This window comes from Phenylobacterium sp., assembly GCF_016793285.1.
In the GTDB taxonomy this organism is placed as follows: domain Bacteria; phylum Pseudomonadota; class Alphaproteobacteria; order Caulobacterales; family Caulobacteraceae; genus Phenylobacterium.
Genome location: NZ_JAEUMO010000024.1, coordinates 12,801 through 27,849 on the forward strand (window position 1 = coordinate 12,801; position 15,049 = coordinate 27,849).

A 15,049-nucleotide genomic window follows, 5' to 3' on the forward strand; every position below is an offset into this window, starting at 1 on the left:
GTCTGGACTATCCCTTCGCCGTAGCCCGCAGGCCTTAGGCGCCGCCCGTCTAGTCTCTACACCTTCCCCGGAGGTCGGACCCCCGGGGCTTGGCTCGGGATTCCCATCTGACAGGGTTCCCCGAGTTTGAGCGGTTCTACGTCCGGGATTTCCCCCGGCGCACTCCGGGCCCCCTGGCCCAAGTCCGTTGCGTCTACCAATTCCGCCACGCCCGCGTGACGCCCAGGCTTGCCACAGCGGGCCGGCGAGCGTCCACCCGGATCGCGCAGCCCCGTCGCGAGGCGCGCGCCGGGCAAGCTTGGCCTTCGGCGCACTGTCGGCGCATGATGTTCGGCGAATCCGGAGGGAGGACCCGCCATGCGCCGCCTGCTTATGATCGCCGCCGCCACGCTGGGCCTGTCGGCCACGCCGGCCGCCGCGCAACTGGGCCTGGGCGGACTCTACTCGTGCGACGCACCGGGTCAGGCCAACACCGGCGGCGCGGTGATCGGCGGGCTGGTCGGCGCTCTCGCGGGCAGCCAGATCTCCAGGAACGAGCGGACGCTGGGCGCGGTGATCGGGGCCGGCATCGGGGCGGCGATCGGCAACTCCATCGGTTGCCGGATGGACCGCAAGGCGCGGCAGGACGCCCAGGTGGCCTTCGAGCGTGCGCTCGAAACCGGCCGGCCGCAGAGTTGGTCCGACCCTGCGACGGGCGCGTCGGGCGAGATCGTCGTGGTGGACCGTGGCCCCACGTCGTCGGGTACGTATCCGGGCGGCGGCTACACCGGACGCTGGCGTTTCGCCGAGGGCGTGACCCCGGCCATCCGCGTCTCCAGCGCCGGCGGAACCTACGCCGCCAACAGCCGGATCAACATGCGCGCCGCGCCCGGCGCCAACGCCGCCGTCGTCGACCGCCTGCAGGCGGGCGAACGGTTCGAGGCGGCGGGAACCGTCTCCGGCGGCTGGCTGGCCGTGGTCGAGGGCGGCCTCATCCAGGGCTATGTGTCCGGCTCGGTCGCGCGTCCGCTCTACGGCAGCGCCGGCGGCGGCAGCGGCGAGCGCGATTGCCGCACGGTCGAGCAGACCATCAGCGAGCGCGGCGCCGCGCCGGTGCGCGAACGCTACAACGCCTGCCGCGGCGCAGACGGCGGCTGGCGCCTGACCGCGATCTAGTCCGCCGCCCGCTGGCCCACGCGCGGCATCGGCCGCGCGCCGTCGCCGACGAGCGTGAAGGGGGCCCAGAAGTAGGGGTGCGCGTACTTCGGGTCGTTCTGCAGCGCCGCCTGCGACCTTTGCAGCCCATCGGCCATGCTGGGCGAGCCGGACGCGAACAGGCCGGTCATCAGCCGCACCGCCGCCTCCGAGTCGATCGACCAGTGCGAGACGACCAGCGCCCGCGACCCGGCATAGATCATGGCCCGGGTCAGCCCCCCCAGCGCCTCGCCGCCGCCGGTGAGGCCCGTGCGGTCGACGGTGGCGCCCGCGCCGCCGGTGTCGCAGGCGGCCAGGACGACGAGATCGGCGTCGATCTTCAGGTTCAGGATCTCGCTGGTGTCGAGCAGGGCATCGGAGTCGTCGCCGCCCAGCGAGGTGACCAGCGCCGGCTCGGGCACGCAGGCGTCCGGCTGGGGCAGCAGGCCATGGGTGGCGAAGTAGAGCACGCGATAGTCGGCGAGATCGCGGCGCGCGCGGACGGCCTCGTCGCTGAAGTCGGCCCCCGTGACGATCGAGCCGGGCGTGCCCAGCGTCTGGCCGATCGTGCGCACCTCGGCCGCGGTCTCGGGCAGGGCCTCGATGCGCAGCAGCGCGTTGCGGGTCTCGCCGCAGACCCGCTCCAGCACCACGCTGCGCCGGCTGAACGAGCGGGTCAGCGGCGCGAACGCCCGCGCTTCGGACCGCGGCAGGGCCGGGTCGGCGAAGCCCAGGTAGGGCTGCCTGGCCTGCGACGGGGCGAACGCCCGCGACTGGAGGAAGCTCGCGCCCGAGACCACCAGCGACGTCGACACCGACTTCCCGAGCCAGGCGACGCGGACGTAGTCGGTGTCGTCGCCCGTCCCGCGGATCGACGCGGTGTCGGTGACGAACAGCGAGACCGGCAGCGAAACGAGCGGGCCGTCGGGCTCATAGATCAGGTGCCTGGCCGCCAGCACGTCGGCCTTCACCGGCCCGAACAGCCTGCCGAACAGCGCCGCCGAGCCCCGGGCGTCGAAGGGCAGCAGGGTCTCGGACGGCTCCAGCGCCAGTCGCAGGCGCGTGACCTGTTCGCGCAGCTCGTAGCGGTTCAGGGCGACGGCGTAGGGCTTCACCTTCGTTCGGGTCAGCAGCACGCCGTAGGTGCGGCCGGCGAGCGGCAGCAGGCGGATGTAGGCCTCGTCGGCCTTCAGCGCCTTCTGGACGTCGGCCGCCGGAGCGCCCGGCGAGACGAGCTGGTTGTAGCGCGGGCTGGCCGCGGCCAACTGCGCCTCGAGCGCATCCGACTCGTCCTGCTCGCGCCTGAGGATGGCCTCCAGCTCGAGGCGGACCGCGTCGGTGTAGAGGCCGTCGGCCTGTAGGGCCGCGATCTGGCTCTCGGTCGCGCGCAGGCGCCGGCGCGAATCCTCGAACGCCCGCGAAAGACCTGCGACGGCGCCGTCGCCCGCGGCGACGCGCGCGGCCAGTCGGTTCACCGTCTCGGCCGTGGCGCTGGAGACCACCGTCTCGGCGGCGTCGAAGAAGAGCGCGCCGTAGGCCTCGGCCTTGCCGGGGTCCTTCTCGCTCATCCGCAGCAGCAGGTCGAAGTAGGCCGCCGCCTGGTCGGCCGAGCCGCCGAGCCCGCCCCGCTGGCTGCGGAAGATGCCCATGGCCCGCTGATAGGTGGCGAGCGCCTGCGGGTCGTCGCCGGCCGCCGCCTGCGCACGACCGAGATCGAGCAGCATCGCCCCCTCCGCCGAACTGCCGGCGTGGCGGGTGCGCAGAATGCCGAGGGCCGCTTGGTAGCGCGCCGCCGCCTGCTGCGCGCGTCCGTCCTTCAGGTCGAGACCGGCGAGGTCGGCCTCCACCCGCGCCTGCAGCCAGGCCGTCAGGCGGCCGAGCGCGGCGCTGCGGGCCAGGGTCGCACGGGCCTGCTCCAGCGCGCCGCGCGCCTGGGCGGTCTCGCCCATCGCCGCCTGCGACGAGCCGATGACCTGCCACGCCTGGGCGTCCTGGATCGCGAGCTGTTCGCCGATGGTGACGCTGGCGGTCGCGATCCGGCTCTGCGCCGCTGAGGGCGTGTTGAGCCGCCGCGCCAAGCCGGCGTCGATGACCAGGGGACCGGCGGCCGCGGTGCGGGCGCTGGCCTGGGCCTGCGCCTGGGGCATGGCGGCGCGCATCCGCATCGCCCGGCGCGCCGCCTCGATCGCGCGCTCGAAACGGCCCCGGTTGCGCTCGTGCAGGGCGATGTAGTTCAGGCTTCGCGCCCGGGTCAGGACGTCGCCCGGCTCGATCAGCGCCTCCGCCTCGGCGAAGAAGCCTTCGGCCTCCTCGAAGCGGCCGTTGTTGGAGACGTTCATGGCGAGGTTCAGCATCGCATCGGCCCGCTGCGACGCCGGCGCATTGCGCACTTCGCCTTCGGTGACCAGCGCGCGGAAGGCGGTCTCGGCCTCGTCGAAGCGCCACTCGTTGTTCTGCACGTAGCCGCGTCCGCGCAACCGCTCGGGATCGGCGGCGGCGGCGGCCTCGGCGGCCGCGAGACCGCCGAGATTCGGGAAGTCGGCGGCGATTGCGGTCTGCGCCGCGGACGTCTGCACCGCGGTCGCGGCGGGCGGCCTGGCCCCCAGCGCCACCCTGAGGCCCGTCTCCGCCACGTCGGCCAGGACCGCGAGCCCCTCGGCGACCGTCACGGTCCCGCCCTTCTCCGACACGAAGACCACGTAGGGCGAGGCCCCGGCGGTCAGCTTGCAGGTGGCCAGGGTCGCCGGAATGCCGCCGGGCGCCGCCGCGGGCGCCGAGCATTGCGCGCGCGACGCCAGGGCCGCGGCCCACGCCGCCTTCTGCGCCGCCGGGACCTGATAGATGCGGCCCAGCGCCGTCGAATAGCCGCGGCAGCGCAACCGCCACGCCTTCGCCGCGCCCTGCCCCACCGGGTCCTGGTAGTCGCGCACGGCGTCGCAGACCGCCCCCGAGGCCCGGCTCTGGCCCAGGGGGACCAGCTCCGCCATCGGCGCCGCGGCGGCGGCTCCGGCGATCCCCAGCGCCGCGGCGAGCGCGGCCATCGTCCCGGTGCGGATCATTGGTCGGGCCTCCGCCAGATCTCTTCGTTGCCGGCGCCGGTGATCACCGCTTCGGCTTCGCGTTCGTCCTCGTCGAGCGGGGGCGGCAACGGACTGAGCACCGGCGGGTCGATGGCCGCCGTCGCCGGCGCGGGCGCCGAGAACGACTCGATCCGGAACTGGCTGGCCGGCGTCGAGAGCGCACAGCCGACGCCCAGCGCGCAGCCGTTGATGCGCACGAAGCCTACGCCAGCGTCGCCATCGTTCGACACCGCGATCCGGCTCAGGAAGGCGGCGCTCTTGCCGCTGGTCAGCACGCCGTCCACGAGGAAGGCGCCGAAGACGTCGGCCACATCCGCGCCGGCGACGGTCAGCAGCGGCTCGCCGGCCGGAACGCCCTCTCCGGTGAGGTAGAGACCGCCCTCCAGGCCCGGCGCGCCGGTGTTCTGCTGTACGATCCGGTCGTTCGCGACGGCCTTCAGGCTGCCCGACACGACGAAGACGCGGCCGATCTCGTCGCCGGTGGCGGCGACGCCCTGCGGAAGACCGCGGGCGATGTCGATCCCGGATGCCGGGACGGGCCCGACCAGGTCGATGAACCGCTGCGACCCCAGGAAGATGTCGCGCGAGGCGTAGAGTTCGACCGCGCGGAAGCCGCGGACGTCGGTGAAGCCGGCGACGGCGTCGCCGCGGGCGGCGCCGAGGGCCCCCGTGACCCTGATCGCCTGCGGTCGCCAGACCGTCCCGCCCACGCTGTCGCCGATCTGCAGGACGGCCGCGCCCACCGGGCTCAGCGCGCCGCTCACCCGCACGTCCCGGGTGCTGTGCGCGAAGATGTTGAGCCGCGGGATCTTGGCCGCGTCGACCGTGAGGTCGCCGACCGTGACGTCGCCGTAGACCGGCGTGGGCACATTGACCGTCGCCGCGGTCAGGCCGCCGTACAGGTTCACCGCCCCCGTCACCCGGATGCGCTGGAACTCCGCGTCCGTCAGCATGGCATCCTGGCTTCCGCCCAGCGTCAGGGCGCCCGTCTGGGACTCGAAGGTCAGGTTGCGGGCGGTGAAACCGGTCAGGATCTCGGGGTTGGTGACCCGCAGCCTGGCGTCGCCGCCGATCGTCACCGTACCGAGGCGCGCGGTGGCGGCGTCCATCAAGAGCGACGGACCCGTGATCGAGGCGAAGTCGGCCGGCCCCGCGGTCCCCACCATCACCGAGTTCGTGCCGACGAGGCTGGCGGCGGAAATGCCCTGGGCAGAGCGCAGGTCGATGTCGGCGCCGCGGACCGCGCCGGCGACGGTGATGGTCTGGCTGGAGCTGATGCGCGTGTAGCCGTTGGTGGTGAGCGAAGCGATCCGCACCGGCAGCGCGCCGAAGAGCTGCGCCTCGCCACCTGCGGCGATGGCGCCGGCGTCGATCGAATTGGCGTTGGAGAACAGGATGTTGCCACCGGCATTGACGGTCCCCAGCCGCAGTGTCGGCAGCGCGCTGCCGCGCCCGTTCGAGGCCACGCCCGGCGCGATGGTCAGGTTGCCGCGCACGTCGATCAGCGGCGTCGTGATCGTGCCGCGGGTGTCGAGCGCCATGTTGCGCGTGCTCACCGGGTCGAAGGCGCTGTCGCCCACCCGGATACCCGCTGCGCCCGTCGTCAGGTTGTTGACCGCGATGGACAGGCCCTGGCCCGCGTGGATGCCGCCTGCGACCGTGAGGTCGCCCAGCGAGCCCGTGCCGGTGAGGTAGATGTTGACGTTGCCGCCGGCGTCGACGCCGCTGATGTTCGCCGACCCTGTGGCGACGCCCGTCACCTGCTGGTTCTCGTTGGCGACCCCGACCTGGCCCAGGATGATCGAGCGCCCGGTCGTGATGGTGACCTGGCCGTACTCCTTGATCGACGACTGGGCGACCAGCAGCCCCGGCGCGTTGATCACCTGGCCCGCGAGCGCGGCGCGACTGTAGGCGGCCAGGTAGATGGTCCCCGAGCGGGTGTCGCCGGCCAGGTTGAGCGCGTTGACGCCGACCGGCGTGCCGGCAGCCGCGTTCTGGACGATGAACGTGAAGATGGTCCAGTCGAGGTTGGCCGGGAACAACTGCACCTCGAAGCTGTCGGCGGCGCCGTAGAGCACGGTGCCGGAGTCGCCGCTGGTGAAGGTCGAGCCGGCCGCGGTGGTGACCGAGGGCGCGATCAGGGCGACGTGGTGGCTGCTGTTCAACTGCGCGCCCGCCGCGACCGTGATCGGGCCGCCCCCGCCGCCCGTGAACGGAATGTTCTGCCCGTTGACGGTCAGGAACGCCGCCGTGTTCACGGCCGAACTGGTGGCCAGAAGGCCCGCGACGTTGACCCGCGCGTTCGGGCCGAAGGCGACGCCCTGCGGCGAGTAGAACCAGACGTTGCCACCCGTCGGGCCTGCGCCGACGCCGGCGGCCTGGATGCCGTTGACGGCGCCGTTGATGCTGATCGACGAGCCGCTGACGCGGTTCAGCGCGATCCAGTTGCGCTGGTCGAAGTAGAAGCTGGCGGTCTCGCCGGGCTGAACATTGAAGCTGGTCCAGTCCAGGATCGTGCGGTTGGCGCGCAGGTCGACGTTGACCGTGCTCCCGCTCGCCGTGACCAGCGGCGTCGCGCCGCCGGGGTTGGTCTGGGCGGTCCCGGCATAGACCGGCAGCGCCTGGGCGGGCAGCGCCGCGAGCGCCGCAGCCGCCGCGCCCCCGAGGAGCGCCCGCCGCAGGCCGATGAGGGTGGAGAGCGTAGGCATGGCGGGTCCTCGCATCAGAAGAAGCGGGCGGTCAGGTTCACGAGCAGCCGGCCGGGCGGCCGCGCGCCGTCCAGCGCCCGCTTCGCCAGCGGCCGGGCGTAGCCCACGTCGAGCAGCCAGCGCCCGCGGACGGGCGACTGGAAGCCGACGCCCACCGAGCTCAGCGTGTCGGCCCGGCCGCCGGTGTCGCGGTCCCAGGTTCGGGCGACGTCGAAGAAGGCATAGGGGCTGAAGGCCCAGCCGGCGGCCGGCTGGTACGGCCCGGCGCGCAGCTCGATCGACGCCGCCAGCGCGCTGTCCCCCGAGACGTAGGCCGGGTCATAGCCGCGCCCGATCGTCAGCGAGCCCACCGCATACTCCTCGTAGGCGGCCAGCGGCTGGCGCGAGTATTGCCCTTCGACCCGGGCCAGGAGCTGCGCCGTGGGGCTGACCACCGCCAGCGCGCTCGCCGAGCCCTGAACCAGCCACGCCGACGGCCTGGCTTCGGACCGCGACAGGAGCCGGTCGCCCTCCTGCGTGGCGCCGAACCCCTCGAGGCCGCGCCGCAGGCCCGCCTCGGCGGTCAGCAGCACCGGCCGATAGCCGGCATAGTACGTCCGGTTGGCCTCGGCGCGGGCGTAGACCACCCGCAGGTCGTCGTTGATGAGCCGCCCCGCGCCGCCGACACCGGTGTCCTGGTCGATGAGGTCGAAGCCGGCGATCAGGTTCAGGGTCTCGCGCCGCCTGCGCACCAGCGGATAGGACGCCTCCAGATTGACGACGGTGTTCTTGCTCTTCAGGCCCAGCGCCTTCACCGCGCCGCCCGGACGGCTCTCGCCGTAGGCCGCGCCGGCGCGGACGACCCAGCCGTCGCCGCCCAGTCGGGCCTCCTCCAGCGCCTGCACCACCCACTGTTCGTTGTGGAAGACGGTGCGGTAGGCGACCAGCGAGGTGCGCTCGCCGAACCGGCCCTGCGCGTTCAGGTCGTAGCGGGCCAGCGCGCCCCAGCGGCCGGTGGCCTTGGCCTGCAGGTTCTGGACGTTGACGATCAGCTCTTCGTCGTCGCGTTCGACGTTGAGGTCCAGGTCGACCGCCCCGCGCTCCTGCGCCAGGCTGGGCCGGATCGAGGCGCGCACCTTCAGGCCCGGCACGTCCGAGGCCAGCAGGACGTAGCGCTGCACCTTGTCGACGTCGAACGGCGTCATGCCGCGCAGCCTGGCGGCGTAGGCTTCCAGGATGGGCGCGGCGGGGCCCGCGTCGCCGCGGACGCTGACGTTGACGATCCGCGCCTCGATGACGTCCAGCATGACCCGGCCGTCCTCGCCGATGGTCTGCGGCGGTATCTCGACGCGGGCCAGGATGCCCCGGTCGAACAGGGCGTCGCCCACGCGGTCGCGGATCGCGCAGAGGTCGGCGGCGTCGCCGCCGGCGCGGTTCAGGAGATCGGCATACGACCCGGCCAGCTCGCCGGCCGGCACGGACGTCAGTCCGTTCAGCGTCACCGACCTGACCGTCAGCGGCGCCGGGTTCTCCGCCAGCGGACACGGCCCTGTGCCGGGGGCGCTGAACAGGTCCGGCGGCGGCCTGTCCGGGGCCGCGCGGGCCGCCGGGTTCAGCTCCTGGCGCGACGGCGCAGCCGCCGTCTGTGCAAATGACACTCCGGGTGCGGCGGCGACGACCATCGTCGCCGCGGCGCACACCCGCGCTGCGGTCGGTCCCATAACTTCCCCCTGGGACGTCCCGTGTCGACGTCTGAGGCCCTCTCGGGCCGCACGCCGGGGCTGCACCTATTGTGCGACGGCCCCGACGCGCTGACTTCACACTGTTACGGAGGCCCTGCGCAACTCGAATTCGGCGTCATCTCGCGGAACGCCGCGGTCGGCCAGGGGTTGGGGAACGACCGACCATCGAGACGAGAGAGTCCCCCATGTACGTCCTTCCCGAGCTTCCGTATGGCTACGACGCCCTCGCGCCGTTCCTGTCGCCCGACACGCTGCACACCCATCACGACAAGCACCACAAGACCTACGTCGACAAGACGAACGACCTCGCCGCCAAGGCGGGGCTGGCGGGCAAGCCGCTGGAGGAGGTGGTGCGGGAAGCCTCGAAGGCCGGCGACAGGAAGCTCTTCAACAACGCCGCCCAGGCGTGGAACCACGCCCTCTTCTGGGAGAGCATGCGTCCGCCGGGCGGCGCAAAGCCGACGGGCGACCTGCTGCGGGCCATCAACGAGAGCTTCGACGACTTCGACGCCCTGAAGGCGGCCTTCGTCGAGGAGGGCGCCAACCACTTCGCCTCGGGCTGGGTCTGGATCGTCACCGGCTCGGACGGCCTGAAGGTGATCTCGACCCACGACGCGGACGATACGCTGGTCAAGGAAGGCGCGTTCCCGCTGCTGGTCTGCGACCTGTGGGAACACGCCTACTACCTCGACTACAAGAACGACCGGAAGGCGTTCCTGGAGCGCTGGGTCGACAACGTCGCCAACTGGGCGTTCGCCGCCGCCCAGCTCGCCGCGAGCAACGGAAGCGGCGACGCCTTCCGCTATCCCGCGACCGAGCCCGACGCCGGCAAGGACAGAGGCAAGGGCGAGCGGCCGCAGCCGAGCGCCTGACCGTCTTCTGGCGGTGGAAGCGGTGGCCCGGGAGGCGGCCCGCCGCGTCCCGCGCCTTGACCTTGCCGGGTGCGCCCGGCAAGGCCTGACGTGCAATGATTCTGACCCTTTCCTGCGACGACCGCCCCGGCATCGTGGCCCGCGTCTCGGCCCGCCTCTTCGAGGCCGGGGCCAACATCCTGGACGCCCAGCAGTACGACGACCAGGAGACCGGCCGCTTCTTCATGCGGGTGGTCTTCGATCCGGGCGCCGCCGACGTCGAGGCCTGGCGCGCCACGCTGCAGCCGCTGGCCGACGAGTACGCGATGACGTGGCAGTTGCGGCGGCGGCACGACCGCCGCCGGGTGATGATCCTGGCCTCGCAGCAGGATCACTGCCTGTCCGACCTGATCTGGCGCTGGCGGCAGGGCGAACTGGCGATGGACATCACCGCCGTCGTCTCCAACCACCCGGCGTCCACCTATCCGCACACCGACCTGCAGGGCATCGCCTTCCATCACCTGCCCGTCACGCCCGAGACCAAGGCCGAGCAGGAAGCGAAGCTCGTGAAGCTGATCGAGCAGACCGGGACCGAGCTGGTCGTCCTCGCCCGCTACATGCAGGTGCTGTCGGCGGACCTGGCGGCGAAGCTGGAAGGCCGCTGCATCAACATCCACCACTCGTTCCTGCCCGGCTTCAAGGGCGCGCGGCCGTATCATCAGGCCCACGCCCGCGGCGTGAAGACCATCGGCGCCACCGCTCACTACGTCACCGCCGACCTCGACGAGGGTCCGATCATCGAGCAGGACGTCGAGCGCATCAGCCACCGCGACACGCCCGCCGCCCTCATCCGCAAGGGCCGCGACATCGAGCGGCGCGTCCTGGCCCGCGCCGTGCGCTGGTTCCTGGACGACCGGGTGCTGCTCAACGGCCGCAAGACCGTGGTCTTCACGGACTGACGGCGATGACCCGCCTCGCCCTCGTGATGATCGCCCGGGACGAGGCCGCCAGCATCGCCCGCGCGCTGGAGAGCGCCGCGCCGTTCGTCGAACGGATGATCGTGCTGGACACCGGATCGGCCGACGCGACCCCGGCCATCGCCGCCGCCTGCGGCGCGCAGGTGCGCGCCTTTGCCTGGGTCGACGACTTCGCCGCGGCGCGGAACGCGGCGCTCGACGGTTCGGACGCCGCCTGGAACCTGGTGCTCGACGCCGACGAGTGGATCGCCGGGGGCGGCGAAGCCCTCGCCGCCCTGCCCGCTGCCCCCGACGGCCGCCTCGGCGTGGTGCGGCTGGAGAACGTCGCCGACGCGGCCGGCCAGGAAGCCGGCCAGTCGTGGCTTCCGCGGATCCTGCCGCGCGGCGTGCGTTACGAGGGCCGGGTCCACGAACAGCCGGTGGGCGGCCGCGGCAGCTTCCGCACCGGCCTCGTCCTCGGCCACGACGGCTACACGGCGGCAAGCCTGGCGCGCAAGGCGGGGCGCAACGAGGCGCTGCTCATGGCCGGGCTCGAGGCCAGTCCGGACGACGCCTACCTCTGGTATCAACTGGCGCGGGAGCATCAGGTGCGCGAGCGGCCGCCGCAGGCCGCGCTGTGCTTCACCGAGGCCCTGCGCCTCGCCCCCGCCGACGTCCCGTGGCGCCACGGCCTGGTGGTGCGCGCCGTCACCGCGCTGAAGACCGCCGGACAGCTCGACGAGGCGCTGCAACTCGTCGGCAGCGAGATCGACAACTGGCCGGAAAGCCCCGACTTCTACTTCGCCCTGGGCGACCTCTATCTCGAGTGCGCGGTGCAGGCGCCGGATCGGGCCGCCAGGGAGTTCCTCCCCGTGGTCGAGTCCGCCTGGAAGCGATGCCTCGACATCGGCGAGAGGCCCGAGCTCGACGCGGCCGTCCCCGGCCGCGGCAGCCACATGGCCGCCCACAACCTCGCCGCCCTCTACGAAAGCCTGGGTCTGAAGGACGAGGCGGCCCGCTACCACGCGCTGGCCAACACGCGTGGCTAAACGAACCTCGGCTTGCGCTTTTCCTTGTGCGAGGCCAGGCCCTCGGCCGCCTCGGGCCCGGTGAAGCCCAGGAACTCCATCGCCAGCGAGGCGTCGAACGTGGGCCCCGCCGTGCGCAGCCAGTGGTTCAGGGTGTGCTTGGTCCAGGCGATGGCGCGCGTGGCGCCGTTCGCCAGCTTCGTCGCCACCTCCAGCGCCCTGGCGTCCAGCTCCTCGTCCGCGACGCACAGCGACACCAGCCCGATCCGCTCGGCCTCGGCCCCGTTCAGCGGGTCGCAGGTGAGCAGGTAGTACTTGGCCTTCGCCATCCCGCAGAGCAGCGGCCAGACGATCGCCGCGTGGTCGCCGGCCGCCACGCCCAGCCGCGTATGGCCGTCGATGATCCGCACGTCCGGCGTCACGATCGAGACGTCGGCCAGCAGGCCCGCCACCAGCCCCGCGCCCACGGCGACGCCGCGCATCGACGACACCACCGGCGTCTGGCAGTCGATGACGTTCATGACGATGTCGCGCGCCTCGCGCATCACCCGCACGCGGACCTCGAAGTCCTGGGTGATCTGCTCGATCATCCCGAAGTCGCCGCCGGCCGAGAACGCCGCGCCTTCGCCGGTCAGGATGGCGCAGCGGGTGTCGGGGTCGGCGTCCACGTCGCGCCAGACCTCGGCGAGCTCGCGGTGCATCGTCTCGTCGGCGGCGTTCAGCTTGCCCGGGTTGCTCATCGCGATCCGGAGCACGCCGGGCGCCGGGCGCTCGAACTTCAGCCGCTCGTAGCGGGCGTAGCGGTCGGTCACGGGGCGGCCCTCAGTAGATCGTGTAGCCGCCGTCGATGACGAAGCTGTCGCCGGTGTGGAACCTCGAGGCGTCCGAGGCCAGGTAGACCGCGATGCCCGCGAAGTCCTCCCACTCGCCCCAGCGCCGCATCGGCACGCGGGCCTGGATGACCTTCTCGTTGAACTTGTCCCAGGCGACCGAGCCGGCGGTCATGTCGGTGGCGATCCAGCCCGGCAGGATGGAGTTGGCCCGGATGCCGTAGCGCGCGTACTCGACCGCCAGGCCCCGCACCATCGAGAGCACCGCGCCCTTGGTCGAGGCATAGGCCTGGTTGCGCGGCGCGCCATGCACCGCCGAGGTCGACGACGTCACCACCAGCGAGCCGCCCGGGTCGCCGGCCTTGGCGCGCTCGACCATGTGCCGCGCCGCCTCGCGGAAGGTCCAGAAGACGGCGTCCAGGTTGACGGTGGTCACGCGCCGCCAGCGCTCGGTGGTCATCTCCTCGAAGGCCCCGCCGCCGCCGATGCCGGCGTTGGCGGCGCAGAAGTCCAGACGCCCGAACCGCTCCAGCAGCTCGGCGACGCCCTTCACGATCGCCGCCTCGTCGGCCACGTCGACCTTCTGGACCAGCACGTCGACGCCGTGCGCCTTCAGGGTCTCTTCGGCCTTGGCGTTCTTCTCCGGGTTCTGGCCCCAGACGGCGACCTTGGCGCCGGCCTGCGCCATGCCCTCGGCCATGCCGAGGCCGATCCCGCCGTTGCCGCCGGTCACCAGCGCGACCTTGCCGGTCAGGTCGAAGGGTTTGAACGCCATCTCGAAGTCTCCCGCTTTGCGAAAGGACTTGTTGCGGGCGCCCCTACGTCGGTCAAGCCGCAGGCAGCCGCCCCCGCCCCGTGGAGGGGACGGCCGGCCGCAGGCTCAGTTGCTCTGGAGCGGCCGGTTGCGCTGGGCCTGATCGACCATCTCGCGGTCGTTGGCCTTGCGGGCGTCCCACTCGGCCTGGGTCATGCAGATGCGGCTCTTCATCTTGCTGCCGGACACCGCTTCCTTCACGCAGATCATGCCGTCCTTGTTGGCCTTGGGCGACTTCTCGGCGGCGGGCTTCGGCGCATCGGCCGCCTGGGCGGCGGCGGGTTCGCCCGCGGCGAACAGCACGGCGGCGATCACGAGGGACATCATCGGACAGACTCCAGGTCGCGGGACCTCGCCCGCAGCGCGTGGCCGAGGGTTACCACCGCGCCGTCGTCACGCAACCTCGATCTCGCGGACGTTCTCGATGCCCGCGCCCTTCAGCGCCGCGATCAGTTCGTCGACGACGCCGGCCAGCGCCGCGGGATCGCGGCTGCGGATCACCAGGTTCGAACCATAGCCCTCGGCGCCGAAGAACGGATAGCTGCCCAGGCTCATGTCGGGGTGCGCCCGGGCCACCGCTTCCAGCGGCGCGGCGATCGCGCCCTCGCCCGAGCCCTCCACCCGCACCGTCCGCGACACGGTCGGGCGTCCACCGCGCATACGCGGCCCCACGTCCTCCAGCATGCCGCGCATGATCGTGGGCACGCCCGCGAGCGTGAACACGTTGCCGATGGTGAAGCCCGGCGGGCCCTGCACGGGGTTCTTCACCAGTCGCCCGCCCACCGGAACCCGCGCCATCCGCCGCCGCGCCGCGTTCAGCTCGCCCTGCCAGCGCGACTGCATCATCGCGATGATCTCGGGGTGTTCCTCCAGCTCCACGCCGAACGCCGCGGCGATGGCGTCGGCGGTGATGTCGTCGTGCGTCGGCCCGATCCCGCCCGTGGTGATGACGTAGTCGTAGCGAGACCGCAGCGCGTTCAGCGCATCCACGATCTCCTGGAGCACGTCGGGCACGGTGCGCGCCTCGGCCAGGTCGATCCCGAGCACGTTCAGGTAGCGCGCGATGTCGCGCAGGTTCGTGTCCTGCGTCCGGCCGCTCAGGATCTCGTCGCCGATGATCAGCACGGCGCAGGTGACGCGGTCGGGGTCTTCGGCGGCGCTCATTCGTTCGTCCCGGCTTGGCGGAACGCCAACTCTACGCGAGCCGCAGCGCCCCCTCCACCCTTTGGCTCCTCCTCCCCGCTTTGCCGGGAAGGTTCGCCGCGGCGACGAACCTCCCCCGCTCGCGGCGGCGGGGGACCACGAAGGGGTGGAGGGGGCGCGGCGACCGCACCTATGCTGGCCGCCATGCAGTTCCCCTCCCCGCTCGTGCGCGGCGTGCTCGTCAGCCGCTACAAGCGCTTCTTCGCCGACGTGGCGCTGGACGACGGTTCGACCGTCACCGCCCACTGCCCGAACCCCGGCGCCATGCTGGGCCTGAACACGCCCGGCCTCCGCGCCTGGCTCTCGAAGTCCGACGACCCCAGGCGCAAGCTCGCCCACACGCTGGAACTGGTGGAGGCCGACGGCGGCCTCGTCGGCATCAACACCATGCACCCCAACCGGATCGTCGCCGAGGCGCTGGCGGCGGATGCGATCCCCGAGGTCGCCGGCTACGCCACCCACCGCCGCGAGGTGAGGTACGGCGCGAACTCCCGCGTCGACTTCCTCCTGGAACACCCCGACCGCGCGCCATGCTGGCTGGAGGTCAAGAACTGCCACCTGCGTCGCGAAGGCGCGCTCGCCGAGTTCCCCGACTGCGTCGCCGCCCGCTCGCTCAAGCACCTGCGCGAACTCACCGCCATGGTGGCGGCGGGCGAGCGGGCGGTGATGCTGTTCGTGATCCAGC

The 15,049-nt window shown here is 72.5% G+C and carries 12 protein-coding genes; 5 read left to right on the plus strand and 7 right to left on the minus strand.

The window, feature by feature from the left end; translation table 11 throughout:
* The first annotated feature begins 357 nt into the window (after positions 1-357).
* Positions 358-1,155, plus strand: coding sequence for an SH3 domain-containing protein (locus JNL41_RS02960; protein ID WP_293472781.1), 798 nt, complete (start codon positions 358-360; stop codon positions 1,153-1,155).
* On the opposite strand, the gene JNL41_RS02965 is transcribed toward JNL41_RS02960, so the two are convergent.
* Genes JNL41_RS02965 through JNL41_RS02975 form a run of 3 tightly spaced genes read right to left on the minus strand, consistent with a single transcriptional unit; the run spans position 1,152 to position 8,661 of the window.
* Positions 1,152-4,232 (minus strand): CHAT domain-containing protein, encoded by a 3,081-nt coding sequence (locus tag JNL41_RS02965; protein WP_293472782.1) that lies wholly within the window; start codon positions 4,230-4,232, stop codon positions 1,152-1,154. The genes JNL41_RS02960 and JNL41_RS02965 overlap by 4 nt on opposite strands.
* On the minus strand, positions 4,229-6,961 hold the full coding sequence (locus JNL41_RS02970; RefSeq protein WP_293472783.1) for a filamentous hemagglutinin N-terminal domain-containing protein: 2,733 nt from the start codon (positions 6,959-6,961) through the stop codon (positions 4,229-4,231). The genes JNL41_RS02965 and JNL41_RS02970 overlap by 4 nt, the downstream gene beginning before the upstream one ends.
* A gap of 14 nt (positions 6,962-6,975) precedes the next feature.
* Positions 6,976-8,661 (minus strand): ShlB/FhaC/HecB family hemolysin secretion/activation protein, encoded by a 1,686-nt coding sequence (locus JNL41_RS02975; protein WP_293472784.1) that lies wholly within the window; start codon positions 8,659-8,661, stop codon positions 6,976-6,978.
* Between the two features lie 206 nt (positions 8,662-8,867).
* Here JNL41_RS02975 and JNL41_RS02980 point away from each other — a divergent pair, with 206 nt between their 5' ends.
* The 3 genes from JNL41_RS02980 to JNL41_RS02990 all read left to right on the plus strand — a co-directional run bounded on the left by JNL41_RS02980 (position 8,868) and on the right by JNL41_RS02990 (position 11,538).
* Entirely contained in the window at positions 8,868-9,554 is a 687-nt protein-coding gene (locus JNL41_RS02980) for a superoxide dismutase (RefSeq protein WP_293472785.1), read from the plus strand.
* Positions 9,555-9,649: 95 nt separating this feature from the next.
* Positions 9,650-10,492 carry a formyltetrahydrofolate deformylase gene (gene purU / locus JNL41_RS02985; RefSeq protein ID WP_293472786.1) on the plus strand — a complete coding sequence of 281 codons (843 nt, stop codon included), beginning with the start codon at positions 9,650-9,652 and terminating at the stop codon, positions 10,490-10,492.
* A 5-nt stretch (positions 10,493-10,497) separates the two neighbouring features.
* A complete protein-coding gene (locus JNL41_RS02990; protein ID WP_293472787.1) occupies positions 10,498-11,538 on the plus strand; it encodes a glycosyltransferase in 1,041 nt (346 codons plus the stop codon).
* Here JNL41_RS02990 and JNL41_RS02995 read toward each other — a convergent pair.
* From JNL41_RS02995 to JNL41_RS03010, 4 genes are all read right to left on the minus strand, one after another.
* On the minus strand, positions 11,535-12,329 hold the full coding sequence (locus JNL41_RS02995; protein WP_293472788.1) for an enoyl-CoA hydratase/isomerase family protein: 795 nt from the start codon (positions 12,327-12,329) through the stop codon (positions 11,535-11,537). The two genes, JNL41_RS02990 and JNL41_RS02995, sit on opposite strands and share 4 nt — an antisense overlap.
* A gap of 10 nt (positions 12,330-12,339) precedes the next feature.
* A complete protein-coding gene (locus JNL41_RS03000) occupies positions 12,340-13,122 on the minus strand; it encodes an SDR family oxidoreductase (RefSeq protein WP_293472789.1) in 783 nt (260 codons plus the stop codon).
* Positions 13,123-13,227: 105 nt separating this feature from the next.
* The gene (locus tag JNL41_RS03005; RefSeq protein WP_293472790.1) at positions 13,228-13,488 is read right to left on the minus strand and encodes a hypothetical protein; all 261 of its coding nucleotides are present in this window, start codon (positions 13,486-13,488) and stop codon (positions 13,228-13,230) included.
* A 66-nt stretch (positions 13,489-13,554) separates the two neighbouring features.
* Positions 13,555-14,325, minus strand: coding sequence for a molybdopterin-binding protein (locus JNL41_RS03010; protein WP_293472791.1), 771 nt, complete (start codon positions 14,323-14,325; stop codon positions 13,555-13,557).
* 183 nt (positions 14,326-14,508) lie between these two features.
* On the opposite strand from JNL41_RS03010, the gene sfsA reads away from it, so the two are divergent.
* Positions 14,509-15,049 (plus strand): DNA/RNA nuclease SfsA (sfsA, locus tag JNL41_RS03015; RefSeq protein ID WP_293472792.1); only part of this gene is annotated, 541 nt, incomplete at its 3' end.

What these genes read in the sequence shown, in the direction of transcription:
- JNL41_RS02960 (WP_293472781.1), top strand. Translation starts at nt 358, where the DNA reads ATGCGCCGCCTGCTTATGATCGCCGCCGCCACGCTGGGCCTGTCGGCC.
- JNL41_RS02965 (WP_293472782.1), bottom strand. Translation starts at nt 4,232, where the DNA reads ATGATCCGCACCGGGACGATGGCCGCGCTCGCCGCGGCGCTGGGGATC.
- JNL41_RS03005 (WP_293472790.1), bottom strand. Translation starts at nt 13,488, where the DNA reads ATGATGTCCCTCGTGATCGCCGCCGTGCTGTTCGCCGCGGGCGAACCC.
- JNL41_RS02990 (WP_293472787.1), top strand. Translation starts at nt 10,498, where the DNA reads ATGACCCGCCTCGCCCTCGTGATGATCGCCCGGGACGAGGCCGCCAGC.
- JNL41_RS02980 (WP_293472785.1), top strand. Translation starts at nt 8,868, where the DNA reads ATGTACGTCCTTCCCGAGCTTCCGTATGGCTACGACGCCCTCGCGCCG.
- JNL41_RS02970 (WP_293472783.1), bottom strand. Translation starts at nt 6,961, where the DNA reads ATGCCTACGCTCTCCACCCTCATCGGCCTGCGGCGGGCGCTCCTCGGG.
- JNL41_RS03010 (WP_293472791.1), bottom strand. Translation starts at nt 14,325, where the DNA reads ATGAGCGCCGCCGAAGACCCCGACCGCGTCACCTGCGCCGTGCTGATC.
- JNL41_RS03000 (WP_293472789.1), bottom strand. Translation starts at nt 13,122, where the DNA reads ATGGCGTTCAAACCCTTCGACCTGACCGGCAAGGTCGCGCTGGTGACC.
- purU (WP_293472786.1), top strand. Translation starts at nt 9,650, where the DNA reads ATGATTCTGACCCTTTCCTGCGACGACCGCCCCGGCATCGTGGCCCGC.
- JNL41_RS02975 (WP_293472784.1), bottom strand. Translation starts at nt 8,661, where the DNA reads ATGGGACCGACCGCAGCGCGGGTGTGCGCCGCGGCGACGATGGTCGTC.